The organism is Bradyrhizobium sp. GW821-FHT12B03, from assembly GCF_058807535.1.
On sequence record NZ_JBXAQU010000013.1, the window covers coordinates 70,832 to 84,990 of the forward strand.

General features: G+C 64.2%; 10 protein-coding genes. 3 read left to right on the top strand and 7 right to left on the bottom strand.

Annotated features, from left to right (window positions below; translation table 11 throughout):
* Positions 1–49 precede the first annotated feature (49 nt).
* Both AC1RUR_RS23805 and AC1RUR_RS23810 read right to left on the bottom strand, forming a co-directional pair.
* Entirely contained in the window at positions 50–3,202 is a 3,153-nt protein-coding gene (locus AC1RUR_RS23805) for an ATP-binding protein (protein ID WP_492848433.1), read from the bottom strand.
* 166 nt (positions 3,203–3,368) lie between these two features.
* Positions 3,369–4,727: an FAD-binding protein gene (locus AC1RUR_RS23810; protein ID WP_492848661.1), complete on the bottom strand. Its 1,359-nt coding sequence runs from the start codon at positions 4,725–4,727 to the stop codon at positions 3,369–3,371.
* A gap of 248 nt (positions 4,728–4,975) precedes the next feature.
* Between AC1RUR_RS23810 and AC1RUR_RS23815 the strand changes: the two genes are divergently transcribed.
* Entirely contained in the window at positions 4,976–6,883 is a 1,908-nt protein-coding gene (locus AC1RUR_RS23815) for a peroxidase family protein (RefSeq protein WP_492848435.1), read from the top strand.
* A 3-nt stretch (positions 6,884–6,886) separates the two neighbouring features.
* Entirely contained in the window at positions 6,887–7,786 is a 900-nt protein-coding gene (locus AC1RUR_RS23820; protein WP_492848437.1) for a hypothetical protein, read from the top strand.
* A gap of 48 nt (positions 7,787–7,834) precedes the next feature.
* Here the strand turns inward: AC1RUR_RS23820 and AC1RUR_RS23825 are convergent, their stop codons facing one another.
* Positions 7,835–8,563 (bottom strand): haloacid dehalogenase type II, encoded by a 729-nt coding sequence (locus tag AC1RUR_RS23825; RefSeq protein WP_492848439.1) that lies wholly within the window; start codon positions 8,561–8,563, stop codon positions 7,835–7,837.
* A 227-nt stretch (positions 8,564–8,790) separates the two neighbouring features.
* Here AC1RUR_RS23825 and AC1RUR_RS23830 point away from each other — a divergent pair, with 227 nt between their 5' ends.
* A complete protein-coding gene (locus tag AC1RUR_RS23830) occupies positions 8,791–9,924 on the top strand; it encodes a hypothetical protein (protein ID WP_492848441.1) in 1,134 nt (377 codons plus the stop codon).
* A gap of 78 nt (positions 9,925–10,002) precedes the next feature.
* Here AC1RUR_RS23830 and glpX read toward each other — a convergent pair whose 3' ends face one another.
* The 4 genes from glpX to AC1RUR_RS23850 all read right to left on the bottom strand — a co-directional run bounded on the left by glpX (position 10,003) and on the right by AC1RUR_RS23850 (position 14,149).
* Complete coding sequence (gene glpX / locus AC1RUR_RS23835) at positions 10,003–11,004, bottom strand: class II fructose-bisphosphatase (RefSeq protein WP_492848443.1); 1,002 nt, start codon at positions 11,002–11,004, stop codon at positions 10,003–10,005.
* Between the two features lie 87 nt (positions 11,005–11,091).
* Positions 11,092–12,408, bottom strand: coding sequence for a homoserine dehydrogenase (locus tag AC1RUR_RS23840; protein ID WP_492848446.1), 1,317 nt, complete (start codon positions 12,406–12,408; stop codon positions 11,092–11,094).
* A gap of 29 nt (positions 12,409–12,437) precedes the next feature.
* Positions 12,438–13,658: an LL-diaminopimelate aminotransferase gene (locus AC1RUR_RS23845; RefSeq protein WP_492848448.1), complete on the bottom strand. Its 1,221-nt coding sequence runs from the start codon at positions 13,656–13,658 to the stop codon at positions 12,438–12,440.
* Between the two features lie 215 nt (positions 13,659–13,873).
* The gene (locus tag AC1RUR_RS23850; protein ID WP_492848450.1) at positions 13,874–14,149 is read right to left on the bottom strand and encodes a hypothetical protein; all 276 of its coding nucleotides are present in this window, start codon (positions 14,147–14,149) and stop codon (positions 13,874–13,876) included.
* Positions 14,150–14,159 lie beyond the last annotated feature (10 nt).

Genomic DNA, 14,159 nt, shown 5'->3' on the forward strand with positions numbered 1-14,159 from the left:
AGCCGCGCGCGCGAAGAGGCCGAGCGCGATTGCCGCGATTGGGGAGTTGTCAGCCGCACGAGCGCTCCTGGAGGGAGTATAACAACCTGTTGGCATCCGAGCGATCGCCGCCCTCCGGTTGACCGACAAAGACCTGCAATTCCTGCTGCAGCAGGGTGCGCGCACGGTCGGTCTGGCCTCCGGCGGCAAGCAGGCTGGCAAGAGCCACCGTGGCACGCAGGGCAAATCCGCGCTGGCCACGCCGGCGGGCGAGCGCGAGGGCCAGCTCGAATTTTTGTTCGGCGAGCCTGGTGTCGTTGATCTGCGCATGTGATGCAAACCGGCCTTCGATACGCAGGTACTCGGCCTCGTACCAGTAATTGCCGCCCCGCCCGAAGACGTTGCGCGCCTGATCGAGACAACGCCGGGCGTCCGCCAGCCTGTCGGCGCGGATATAGGCTTCCGCCAGCCAGCAAAGGTACCATGGCAGCTGGTAGACGAGATGCGCCGCCTGCAGGAAATCGCGCTGCTTCTCCAGCATATCGATGCCTTCCGCGAGGCGGCCGCTTTCGACGTCGGCCCAACCGAGAAATGTCCGCGCCACCGAGACCCAGAGCGGCAGTTCCCGTCTGATCGCTCCATCGAGCGTCCGCTGTGCGAGCGCCCGCACCGTCTGCACGTCCCGCTCCAGCGTGTAGAGCATGCAGACATGCGCGTAGGCGTAGCCGAGGGTATGGGCATGCGACAATTGCCGCGCGTGTCCGAGTGCCTCCTGGCCGTGCGTGATCGCATCGCTCACCCGGCCCACCAGCCAGCAGCAGATGCTCAGGTTGGACAGGCTCGTGATCTGCACGTCGGTCCCGTATGTCACCGCCGTCGCGCGGTCGGCGGTGGCATCGTAGAGCTTGGTCGCCCGATCGAGATGGACGCACGCCTGCTCGGTCTCCCCGTCGAGCAACGACGTGCCGACCAACCGATGGCCGACCATCCGATCGGCCCTCGTTCCCTTCTGCTCGGCAAGCGCCAGAAAGTCCTGCGCCAAGGTGCCGGCCTCGCGCACGTTGCTTGCAACGCGCAAGTAAGACCATCTTGCGTACAGCGCCGGAAAGATGCGCGGATCATTGTCGAGGGCACGGCAGAGCTCGATGGCGCGGCTGCTCACGTCAGCGACCGCATCGGCGCCAAATCCCTGAAGGGCGATCGTCGGACCGATCAGCGCGATCTGGGCGTTCAACTCCAGACTGTCCCGTTCAAGTCCCGCTGGAAGCCTCCCGATCTCCTCCAGCGCCATGTTGAGCTCGGCGATCGCCTCCAGATTTGCCGAACGTTCCGCTGCCTGCTGGGCCGCCTTGAGCCGCATCTGTGCCGCGCGAGAGGTGCGTCCGGCCTCCGACAGGTGCTGCGCGAGATAGCCGGGTTCCGTGATGGCAACCTCCGGCAGATGGAGCTCGATCTCCGCAGCGACGCGGTCGTGCAGCTCCCGTCTCTGCCGCTTGAGAAGCGAATAATAGGCGACGTCCCGGACCAAGGCATGCTTGAAGGAGTAGCTCTTCTCGTCGTCGTTGCGCTCGAGCCCTATCAGTCCAGCCGCGCGCAGCCGCTCGAGGGCAGGTTCGAGGGCGTCGTGAAGCTCGCCCGCAACGGCAACAAGAAGCCGATGCGGAAAGCTGCGGCCGATCACCGACGCGAGCTGCGCGACCGCCTTGGCATTGCCGAGCCGCTCCAGACGCAGCATCAGGGAGTCGTAGAGCGCCGACGGCACTTCCGATGGTCCGCTGGCGCCGACCGTCCTGACGCCCGCATCGACCTGGCCGGTCTCGCGGGCCGCCGCCGCCAACTCTTCCACGAACAGCGGCACGCCGTCCGATCGCGCGACGATCTGCTGGATCAACTGGCTTGGCAGCGGCTTGTCGCGTACGACCGATCCGGCGAGATCGCGGCAGTGCTCGTCGTCGAGACGTTGAAGCACGATACGCAGGATCATCGGCGACACGTTGCCAATGACAGACGTTCGGCTGGTGACCACCAGGAGCTTCCGCGTGTTGCCGATCTGGCCGGCAATGCGCTCGACGATCTCGATCGTCGATGGATCAGCCCAGTGAAAGTCCTCGATCAGGATCAGGCTGGCGTCGCTCCGCGTCTGCGAGGTCAGCAGCCGCACCGCCGCATCGCGCGTCTTCCGACGCAGCTCCTGCGCATCGGGGATTGTCGGGCCCGGCGCTGCCCGCACCGGCAAACCGAGCATCTGACCGATCAGCGTCAACTGCTCCTCGTCCCCGCCGGACGTCGCAGCCATGAAATCACGCAGACGCGCCGAATTCACCTCGACGTCTTCATCCCTGCTGATGCCGATACGCCGCTCGAGGGCTCTGATGATCGGGTAGAGCGGCGTGTTCTGATGCGGGGCCGAGGCCTGGATCGCCAGGATCAGGTCGTCCGTCAGCTCGCCCCTTTCGATCAGCTCCAATGCCAGGCGCGATTTGCCGATCCCGGGCTCCCCGGTGATCTCCACCGTACGCCCCTGCCCGGTCCTCGCCAGTTCCCAGGCCTGCAGCAACTGGTCCAATTCGGTGACCCGGTCGACCAGGGGGGAGGCCGTGCGGTGGCGGACGCGGTGGCCGGCTCCATCTTGCAACGTCTCGCCTGTGACGAGAAAGACCTCGATCTTCCGCGACAGTCCCTTGAGCGAACGCATGCCGAGCGGTTGCATGGCGAATTCGCCGCGGAGAAGACGCCTGGTCTCGCCACTGATCACGAGCGAGTCGGGCTCGCCCATTTCCAGCAACCGGAATGCGATGTTGGGCGTATCGCCGACGATCTCGGTCGCATCGTGCACATGGCCCGGCCCCGCCTTGCCGATCACCGCTACGCCCGTATGGACCCCGATCCGAACGCGAAGCGGTTCCTGGATCGCCGCAGCGGCACGCTCGCTCAGTCCGCGAAGGGCCCGCAACAACGCCAGGCCGGCGCGTACCGCGCTCTCGGCCTCGTTCTCCGATGCGAGGGGATAGCCGAACTCCGCGCGAATGCCATCGCCGATGTAGTTGACCACGCTGCCGCCGGCATTGCCGATGCATTGCGAGCTTATCGCCTGGAATTCCAGCAATATCTCCCGCAGATCCTCGATGTCGCAACGCTCGGAGAGCCCCGTTGAATCAACGACGTCGCAGAACAGAACGGTGAGCTGGCGGCGTTCGGTTACTCTATCGTGAGGGTCGTCCATCACTCATCCCGGAATTCTGACAATGTTCCGCGGTTCGATTTGGCGCCGCTGCCATTCTTCCTGAGCGCGGCCAGATTGCGCCCTTCTCTCATGAGAAGTCCACGCCACTGTGCGTGCGTATCAATCGGTCAGCCGCACTGTCCGATCGGGCCTGGCCCTCACCGGCTCAAAGCAGATCGGCAAAGAACGGGTTCAGCATGCGCCCGTGCGGATCCTCCTGCCTGACTTGCGCGGAAAACTGCGTCCATCGCGTGCCATAGGCCGCCGTGACATGCTGCTTCGTGATGAACGGACTCTGGTTCAGCAAGGGAATGCCGTTCCTCTTGTTTGCAAAATCGTTGAACTCCTTCAAGAAGCCGTCCCACGCCGGGCGGTCCGTATAGGCGTGAATGGGGTCGACTGAAAAAACGTCTCCGTCATGCGAGTAGGACAGCAGCGAATGCTCGTCCTTGCGGATGAAGTAGGAACCAAGCGCCATGTTGCAGCGGAAGTCATGTTCCTTGAAATACTCTTCGCTGAAGTCGACGTAGTCGCGCAGCACCTTGAGCCATTCACCGCGCGGAAATGCCCAGAATGTAAATGCATATCGCGCCGACGGCGGCGTCTTGCTGTAGTCGATGGTCTTGTCGGGGTTGTACAAGGTCGCTCCGCCGGCCAGGTGCAGGAACGACATCAGCAGCCTGTTGCCAACGAACCACGTGTCCAGCGCCGCATCCCTGAGAGGCTTGGTCGGGATGCTGGTGTCGATGAACCTGCCAACGCGCGCTTCCGCATAATTCCAGAGGGTGCGGCGGCTGGCGGCGAACAGCGACCCAAACGGTCCAACCCTGTCGACAGGATGTCGCGTCTGGAAATGCGCTTTTCGACCGACCGTCCAGCAGATCAGGCCTCGCGACGCATCGATGATCCCATCCACCTCCTTCTCGGTCAGATCTCCGATCGGGCGCGGCAAATATTTGAAATGGATCGCTTCCAGCGGCTTGATGCGAAACGTCACCTCGTAGATGACGCCGCACAGGCCGTAACTCGATCGCATCAAGAACATCAGATCCGGATCTTTATCCTCCGATGCTTCCGCCAGCCCACCGCTGGGCGTCACCCATTTCATCGCCGTGATGTACGAGCCGACCTGCCCGAACTCGCCGCCGTCCAGGCCGTCCTTGGTGTGGCAGCAGGCCGCCGCACCCAGCGTCATGTTCCCGATCTCGATATTGGTCAGAAACTGGAGGTCCATCGCCCGCAACACCCGCGATGCGGCAATGAACTGGATGCCCGCCTCGGCCGTGAACGTCATGGCGTGTGGATCGATCTTGAGGATGCGGTTCATCCCGGACATGTCGATGATCGTCCCGTCCGAGGACGCGCAAGGCGTCAAGGAATGATAGCTGCCCATCGCCCGAACCGGGCTTGGATAGTGGTCGACATCCCTGAGGATCGATTGAATCTCATCGACGGAGCGCGGCGACGCCAGTCGCACGGGCGTGCTTGTGATCCCGCCATCGTAATTACGAACCATATTGCCCATCTGCGTCACCCCCCTTGACGGCGAAACACGCAACTTAAGATGGCTCTTCGGTCTGGCCGACGCCGGTGTCGGCCTTGGTTCTCACGAGGGTGAAGCGCGTGTTTGCGCAGCGTCGCCCCGTTCGCGCAGCTTCAGCCGGGTCGCCTGCCTGATGCACCCCACGGCTGTATGACATCCTATCCAAGCAGACATTCAACCGACAGAGGGAAATTGAACGACCGGGCGACCGCAGCCGCCAGCAGGTCGCGTTGGCAAACGGGCATTTTGGTGCTATTGAACTACATTTACTAGTTGCAAGTCGAATTTATTTCACGCAATTGCATTTGGGAGCGTCAATGTCCCGCGAGAACGATGGTTTTGTCTCCCATCGTGGCCTGCTCCAGGGGATCCTGGATATTGTCTATCGGGCCATCAACTTCTTTGTCAGATGGGACCACCTGCCGACCCTGCTCGGAGCTGCCAATCTTTCGGTCTTCCGCGACCGGCTGCGGGAGCACAACCTTCACCATACGGGCTACGGCACGACATCGCCTGGCTGGAGCGCAGGCAATGAACGGTGGCGTTCCGCCGACGGCTCGTTCAACAGCCTCGACCACCCGCGCATGGGCATGGCGGGCGCCCGGTTCGGACGTAATTTCCCGCTGCCGGAATGCGTGCCGGACGGCATCGACGACCTGCTCGAACCCAGCCCGCGCGTGATTTCGAAGGAATTGCTGGCGCGCGACAGCTTCATTCCCGCGACCAGCCTCAACCTGTTGGCCGCCGCCTGGATCCAGTTCGAAACGCACAACTGGTTCAGCCATGGGGTGCCCGGGCCGGAAAACGAGTTCAAGATCCCGCTGGAGCCGGACGATACCTGGCCCCATGAAGAACGGGTCGGCGGCTGCATGCAGATCCGCCGCACTGTCTGCGACGGGACGCCACGTGAACCATGGCTCGGCGCGACCCCGACATTCCGCAATTTCAACTCGCACTGGTGGGACGCCGGACAGATCTATGGCAGCAATCGCGAAAGACAGGAGCAAATCCGCTCCAAGGCCGACGGAAAAATCAAGGTCGGCGACGATGGAATGCTGCCTGCCGATCCAGTTCATCCGGGCGCCGACCTCACCGGCTTCAACGACAATTGGTGGGTCGGGCTCAGCCTGCTGCACAATCTCTTCGCACGCGAGCACAATGTCATCTGCGATGGCCTGAAGACGCGGTATCCGACCTGGAATGACGAGGAGCTATTCCAGCGTGCGCGCCTGATCAACGCGGCCCTGATCGCGAAGATCCACACCATCGAATGGACGCCGGGCATCCTCGGCCACCCCGCGCTGGACTTCAGCATGCATGCCAACTGGTCGGGGATTCCGTACCGGGTGCTGCAGGCGGTACTCGGCAAGAACAGCGAAGCCGCCTATGGCATCATCCGCTCTCCAACGGACCAGCATAGCGCACCCTATGCGATGACCGAGGAATTCACCGCGGTCTACCGCCTGCACCCGCTGATCCCGGACAAGATGGATGTGCGGCGGCTCGATACCACAAAGGCCGAGGCTTTCGACCTGGTCGATATGCAGGGGCGCGCCTCCCGCGAATTCATGCAGACGCACGGCTTCGTCGACCTGCTGTACTCGTTCGGCACCGCTTATCCCGGCGCCATTCGCCTGCATAATTACCCGAACTTCCTCCGCCAGTTCAAAAAGGACGGCCAGCCGCTGCTCGACATCGCCGCGATCGACATCATGCGTGACCGCGAGCGCGGCGTGCCGCGTTACAACCGCTTCCGCGAGTTGGTCGGCAAGAAGCGGGTCGGGACATTCGAGGAAATCACCAGCATCTCCGGCGCGGCCGAGAAGATGCGCGCGATCTACAAGGGCGACGTCGACCGCGTTGATCTGTTGGTCGGGCTGTTGGCCGAGGACCTGCCCGACGGTTTTGGCTTCAGCGATACCGCCTTCCGCATCTTCATCCTGATGGCATCGCGGCGTCTCAAGAGCGACCGCTTCTTCACCGACGACTACCGGGCGGAAGTCTACACCGACTTCGGGCTGGACTGGATCCACAACAACGGAATGAAATCGGTGCTGCTGCGCCATGTGCCGCAGCTCGGCCCGGCGCTCGAGGGCGTCAACAACGCCTTTGCCCCCTGGAACGTGCTGCGAGGCTGAACCATGGCCTTCATCCTCACCATTCCGGGCCTCGTCCGCCTCGCCATCGTGCGCGATCCGGACGAGCTGCTCCGCGTCAACGACGCGGGCATGATCACTCGCTCGCCGTCCGGCCGCGGCGGCCTGTTCAATCGCTCGGTCGCGGCAAAGCTCGCGGTTTTCCGCACGCCCGATGGCGACATCTGGCCGGCGTTTCGTGACCGGCACGATCCGTTGCGCGCGGCGCATCAGCAGGCGCTCGAATCCAAGCTTTCGAAGATCGAGCCGCTGTTGCAACGGATCGCGCCGGAGATCGCCGAGCTCGGCAACTACGTCGGCGGTGGCCACGCGCATCGCAGCATAGGCGTCGCTGTTCAGCAGGCGGTCGGCCGGCTCTTCTGCACCAACTATGCTGCGAGCGAGGAGTCCTACGCAGCCGCGCGCACGTTGCAGGCCTGGCTGTCGGCCTGGCCGCTGCGGGCCTACTGGATCAGGCGCAGTGGCGCCCTCAAAGCCTCGCTCGATCGAATCGAGGCTGCCTCGCAAGGCGACATGGCGTGCGCGCACGCAACTGCGCTCGCCATGGACAACATCGTCACATCGATCGAGCTGATGCGCGAGCTGGCACTCCACGGTGACAATCTGGCCAAGATCGAACCGCAGGATGCGATGCTTCGCACCCTGCGGGCCCCAGCGCGCGTGGTCCGCGAGGCGCGCGACGGAGACTCCGTCGGTATGACCCGGCTGCGGTCACGGACGTTGATCCTGCTCGCGGTCGAAGATGCCCGCCAGCAACGTGCCTCCGACCCGGGCTTCGCATTCTTTGCCGGAGCCTGGAATCAGTGCCCTGCGCACGGCCTTGTCCCGTCCCTGCTCAGCAAAGTCTGGCAGGCGGCCAGGACCCGCGCGGAAGGAGGCGCGTGAAACGCGCAGCGCAAGGGTTGTCAGCGAGCGCCCTGAAGCACGATGAGATCAGCAGCCGAGCTTGTCCGCGATCCCGCCAAAATCCTTGGCGACGATGTCCCAGTTGCCGGTCGCCTCGAAATCCACCTTCTGCAACGGCCCATACTCCGTCGGGCGCGCCACGAACGCGGTCTTCAGCCCGTTCTTCTGCGCGGCGGCGAGATCGCCGTTGTGGGCGGCGACCATCATCACCTGTTCCGGCTTGAGGCAAAGCAGCCGCGCGGCACCGAGATACGTCTCGGGATCGGGCTTGTAGTGCTCGAACAGCTCGGCCGACATGACGAGGTCCCACGGCAGGCCAGCGAACTTCGCCATGTTGGTGAGCAGCGCGACGTTGCCGTTCGACAGCGGCGAGATGACGAATTTCGACTTCAGCCGCGTTAGCCCCGCCACACTGTCGGGCCAGGGATGCAGGCGGTGCCAGCCTTTGGTGAGGTAGTCGAGATCGGCCTCGGTGAGGCCCCTGATCGTGAATTGCTCGACCAGCCTTTCCAGCGAGCGGCGGTGCAGATCGTCGAGCATGACGTAGCCGCGCTCGGGATGCTTGCGCACGTCGTCCATCGAGGCCATGTACATGCCACGCCAGCCGTCGACCAGAGCGGTCCAGTCGGCCGTGATGCCGCGCTGCTTGCTCCACCACATGAAGTCGGTGATCAGGCTGGTGCGCCAGTCCACCACGGTGCCGAACACGTCGAAGACGAGGGCCTTGACGGCGGTGAGATCGGACGTCGTGGTCATGCTTGGCTCCGCTGATTTTCCTGCGCCCGGTTGGCTCCGGTCGACATCGAGGGCTTTAAAGCATGATCCCTTTCATGCAACAATAGCGGTTGCCCGCCACATCAAGTTCGCCCGCGACGAGCAATGTTATGCCTCAATCAGTCGGGGGCGCGTATGCATCTGCCATGACAACCATCCCTGTCGCATACATTTTGCTCGAGGATGCCCGCCTCCCGGACGAGGAGACGTTGATCCGGACGTTGCGCGCTCGTCATCCCGACTTGCGGTGGAGCCGCAGCACGGTCGCACCGAGCGACGGCGCCGACGATCCGATATTCATCCGTGCCGGCGATCATCTCATGACGATCCTGATGATGCCGGCGCCCATACCTTTCGATCAGCAACTGTGGCAGCGGGCCTCCTGGCTGTGGCCGGAAGCGCTCCACGCCGCCGGCCGCCATCGTGCGCACCTCATCGTCTCGCCGATGGGCCCCGCCGAAAGCAACGCTGAACTGAAGGCGCTGGGGTTTGCCGAGAATACGCGCCTCGCGACAGCCTTTGTGGGGGCCGTGGTCGCGGCACTGGCTGATGTCGTCGCCGTCGTCTGGCGGGGAAACGTCGGCCGTTCACCCGCGATGTGGCTGGAGCAGTCACGCAGCGCGTTTGCCCCTTATCCGGATCAACCGTTCGCATTGTGGATGGAGATCGTCCCCTACCGTTCGGGCAAGACCATAGGAGCCTATACGGTCGGACTGTCCGCATTCACCGGACGCGAGATTGAGTTCGAGGTGGATGGGCTCGATCAATACACCGTCACCGCCCGTGTCGCCCAGCTGTCGGCATACCTCATCGGAAACGGCCTGGACAATGGACCGAAGAGCGGCGCGGTGTTCGAGGCCGACTCCGAGATCGAACATCGCGTTGCGGTGCTCCACCGCAACTCGCGCTTCAACATCGGGCCGGTCATTTCATTCTCATCCCTTGATGATCGATCGGGGAGAATCAGGACCTATCCGATCATTCCCGCCACCATCGCCCTAAATCATCCGTTGCTCGTCATGCTGGGCAAGGTCGGGCTTTTCGATCCGGCACAGGCCGAGAACCAAATCAGGCTCAGGCCGGATCACTATCAATCGGAGGTTCGCCTCGAGACCTTCGATCAAGGCATCTCGCAGGCGCTGTCCGGCATGATCGCAACCGACATCTATGCCGAGGCCGACACGAACGCGCGCCGTGCGCTCGCGAGCGGAGACATGGCGTCAGCGCGGTCCATTCTCCAGCCCTGGGCCGAGGACGTCGGCCAGCTTCAGCTGGCTGCCAAGCTCGGCCTGACCTTGTGCGACGCGTTCCTGTTCATGCCTGCGCCGGCCCGCAGCCCGTAGCTGACAGACGATGGATCAGTTCGCGGCGGGCGTCCGACCGGAGCAGCCGAACGATCGCGCGCGGGGACGGTCGCTGCGTCAGTCGAGGTGGAACTTCGCCAGTTCGCGATGCTCGGCCTTGATGTAGCGGACGGTGCCGGTGACGGAGCGCATCACCACCGTCTCGGTCTCGATGACGCCGTCCTTGCGGAACTTGACGCCTGACAGCAGCGAGCCCGTGGTGACGCCGGTGGCGGCGAACAGGCAATCGCCGCGCGCCATGTCCTCGATGCCGTAGATCATCTTGGGATCGTTGACGCCCATCTTGGCGGCGCGCTCGCGCTTCTCGTCGGAATCGAGGATGAGGCGGCACTGCATCTGGCCGCCGATGCAGCGCAGCGCCACGGCCGCGAGCACGCCTTCCGGCGCACCGCCGGTGCCGAGATACATGTCGACGCCGGTGTTGTCGGGGTCGGCGCAATGGATCACGCCGGCAACGTCGCCGTCGGTGATCAGACGCACGGCGGCGCCAGTCGAGCGCACGCTCTCGATGATGCTGGCATGGCGCGGACGGTCGAGCACGAGAACGGTGATGCCATCAGGCTGGACGCCCTTGGCCTTGGCGAGCCGGCGGACGTTTTCGGCAGGCGTGGCGTCGAGCTCGACGACGCCCTTGTCGTAGCCGGGACCGATCGCCAGCTTCTGCATGTAGACGTCGGGGGCGTGCAGCAGCGTGCCGCCGTCGGCCATCGCCATGGTGGCGATCGAGCCCGGCATGTTCTTGGCGCACAGCGTTGTGCCTTCGAGCGGGTCGACCGCGATGTCGACCTGCGGGCCGGCGTTCATGCCGACCTTCTCGCCGATGAAGAGCATCGGCGCCTCGTCGCGCTCGCCCTCGCCGATCACGATGGTGCCTTCGATCGGCAGCTTGTTGAGCTCGCGCCGCATCGCGTCAACCGCGGCCTGGTCGGCCGCCTTCTCGTTACCGTGCCCGCGCAGCCGCGCCGACGATACTGCCGCCCGCTCGGTCACCCGCACGATCTCCAGCGTGAGGATGCGCTCGAGCAACGCTTGCGGCGGGACTGAAATATGGGTCGACATCGGCTAACTCCTTTAGACAGTTCGGGACAGAAGTCTCTGCCCACATCAATTCGCAACGCCCACGGTTCGTTCGTCTGAACGACCGCCTCAGTTCTTCTCGATCCGGATCACCTGCGGCCGTCCACTGATCACCTTGTCGCGCTGCACGGCAGCGAGCGCGCGGCGCACGGCGTCTTCGTGCGTCGCATAGGTGATCAGGATGACGGGCACGGGGACCGCCTTGCCGTTCGCCGGCGCGGCGCCGCCATTGGGATGGCGCTGCACGATCGACTCGATCGAAATCTTCTGTTCTGCCAGCCGGGTCGCGATTGCCGCCGCGGTGCCGGGAAAATCGCGCGCCAGCAGGCGGATGTAATAGCCGCCCTCGTGGCGCTCCATCGGTGCCTTCTTGGTGTCGCGCAGGTGCGAGATCGGCCGGCCGAACGGATTGGCGCGGATGCCGCGCGCGACGTCGGCGATGTCGGCGACCACGGCGGATGCGGTCGCAGCACCGCCAGCACCGGGGCCGACCAGCGTGATCGGCGGGATGCCCTCGCCATCGATCGTGACCGCATTGGTGACACCCATCACCTGCGCGATCGAGGAGGATTTGGGAACCATGGTCGGATGCACGCGCTGCTCGATGCCCTTGGCGGTGCGGACCGCAACGCCGAGCAGCTTGACGCGGTAGCCAAGATCGGCGGCCGCGCGCAGATCTTCCGGCGCGATGGAGGAGATACCTTCGACATACACCGCGCTTTGAGCAACTTTCGTGCCGAAAGCGAGGCTGGCGAGAATGGCGAGTTTCTGCGCGGTGTCGTGGCCGTCGACGTCGAAGGACGGATTGGCCTCGGCATAGCCGAGCCGCTGCGCATCCTTGAGGCACTCGGCAAACGACAGGCCTTCCTGCTCCATCCGCGTCAGGATGTAATTGCAGGTGCCGTTGAGAATGCCATAGACGCGGTTGATGCCGGTTCCCGCAAGACCCTCGCGTAACGTCTTGATGACGGGGATCGCGGCGCCGACGGCTGCCTCGAAATTCAGCGCGCCGCCGTGCTTTTCGGCGGCTTTCGCCAGCTTGAGTCCATGCTTGGCGAGCAGCGCCTTGTTGGCGGTGACGACGGACTTGCCGGCGTTCAGCGCGGCCTCGACCGCGGAGAGCGCGGGATCGCCCGCGCCGCCCATCAGCTCGACGAAGCAGTCGACCTCGGGATGCGTGGCCAGCGCCATCGGATCCTTCGCCCATTCGACCCCGCGCAGGTCGACACCGCGCTTCTTGGCCTTCGAGCGTGCGGTGACGGCGACGACACGAATGCCGCGACCGCTGCGGCCCGCGAGCACACGCCCCTGCGTTTCAATCAAACGGACGACTTCGGCACCCACAGTGCCGAGCCCCGCTATGCCCACTTTCAGGGGTGCGACCATGATGCCTTCAGAAAACCTGTCGAAGAGAATTAGCGCCGGTTGGCGAGCGGAACGACGTTGTGCAACGTTTCGATGCCGCTTTCAAGGAAGCGGCGCACGCCGCGCGCGGCCTGCCTGATCCGTTGCTCGTTTTCCACCATGGCGATGCGGACATATCCTTCACCATGCTCGCCGAAGCCGACCCCGGGCGACACTGCGACGCCGGATTTCTCCACCATGAGGGTCGCGAACTGCATGCTGCCGACGCTGCGGAAGGCCTCCGGCAGCGGCACCCAGGCGAACATCGAGGCCTCCGGCGGCGGAATTTCCCAACCGGCACGGCCGAACGATTCGACCAGCGCGTCGCGGCGCTTGCGATAGGTGTCGCGCATCTCCTTGATGCAATCGTCCGGGCCGTTCAGTGCGGCGGTCGCGGCGACCTGCACCGGCGTGAAGGCGCCGTAGTCGAGATAGGATTTGACGCGGGCGAGCGCTGCGATGACGCGCTCATTGCCGACCGCAAAGCCCATGCGCCAGCCGGCCATCGAATAGGTCTTCGACATCGAGGTGAACTCGACGGTGACGTCCATCGCGCCCGGCACCTGGAGCACCGAGGGCGGCGGGTTGTTCTCGTCGAAATAGACCTCGGCATAAGCGAGATCGGACAGGATCAGGATCTCGTGCTTCTTCGCGAAGGCGACGAGGTCCTTGTAGAAGTCGAGGCTCGCGACATAGGCGGTCGGGTTCGAGGGGTAGCAGACGACGAGCGCCAGCGGCTTCGGGATCGAATGCACGATCGCCCGTTCCACGGCCTCGAAGAACTGCGGCGTCGGCTCCGATGGCACCGAGCGGATCACACCGCCCGCCATCAAAAAGCCGAAGGCGTGAATCGGGTAACTCGGGTTCGGACAGAGGATGACGTCGCCCGGCGCGGTGATCGCCTGGGCCACGTTGGCAAACCCCTCCTTCGAGCCGAGCGTCGCGACGACCTGGGTGTCGGGGTTGAGCTTCACGCCGAAGCGACGGGCATAGTAGCCGGCCTGGGCCCTGCGCAGGCCAGGGATACCGCGGGAGGCCGAATAGCGGTCGGTGCGCGGCTTGCCGAGCGTCTCCTTGAGCTTCTCCAGCACATGCGGCGGTGCCGGCAGGTCCGGGTTGCCCATGCCGAGGTCGATGATATCGGCGCCGGCATTCCGCGCCGCTGCCTTGGCCCGGTTGACCTGCTCGAACACGTAAGGCGGAAGGCGGCGGATGCGGTAAAAATCTTCCATGGCTCTCTGGGCTCCGGGCAACCGGTCAGGACAGAATCGACAGGCCATGGCGGCGGCTCGGAGACGCGCCACCCCCTTCGAGAAAATTACCCAAAATCAAATACTTGGAGCAATTTTCAACGACGGAAGCTGAAGTCGTTCGCCCTGACTCTCGGCTGAACTGAGGTCTTTTTAGCACGGCAAGGCGGTCGCGCCAGCGATTACCTTGCACCGCCTCATTTGGCGTCCTTGGCGGCGGCAGCCTGGCGGTCGCGCGCGGCGGCAAGCTCGGCCTCGATCTTGGCGCGCTGGTCCGGCGGGATGATCGCCTGATCACGCTCCGGCGGCAGATCATGCACCGGCAAATAGGTGCTGGGCTCCCGGGGATGCGCCTGTGCATCCGCGGGCGTCATATCCGCAAGCTGACTCGAACAGCCGCCTAGCGCGAACGCCACGCTCAGCAGCGCGCCACCGATCAGCAGCGACTTTTGCAGGTCCCTCAACGCCAACACTTGGGAAATC

Bases quoted from the DNA above. Each gene is read 5' to 3' on its own strand.
- AC1RUR_RS23845 (WP_492848448.1), bottom strand. From the start codon at position 13,658: ATGGAAGATTTTTACCGCATCCGCCGCCTTCCGCCTTACGTGTTCGAG.
- AC1RUR_RS23825 (WP_492848439.1), bottom strand. From the start codon at position 8,563: ATGACCACGACGTCCGATCTCACCGCCGTCAAGGCCCTCGTCTTCGAC.
- AC1RUR_RS23840 (WP_492848446.1), bottom strand. From the start codon at position 12,408: ATGGTCGCACCCCTGAAAGTGGGCATAGCGGGGCTCGGCACTGTGGGT.
- glpX (WP_492848443.1), bottom strand. From the start codon at position 11,004: ATGTCGACCCATATTTCAGTCCCGCCGCAAGCGTTGCTCGAGCGCATC.
- AC1RUR_RS23820 (WP_492848437.1), top strand. From the start codon at position 6,887: ATGGCCTTCATCCTCACCATTCCGGGCCTCGTCCGCCTCGCCATCGTG.
- AC1RUR_RS23810 (WP_492848661.1), bottom strand. From the start codon at position 4,727: ATGGGCAATATGGTTCGTAATTACGATGGCGGGATCACAAGCACGCCC.
- AC1RUR_RS23805 (WP_492848433.1), bottom strand. From the start codon at position 3,202: ATGGACGACCCTCACGATAGAGTAACCGAACGCCGCCAGCTCACCGTT.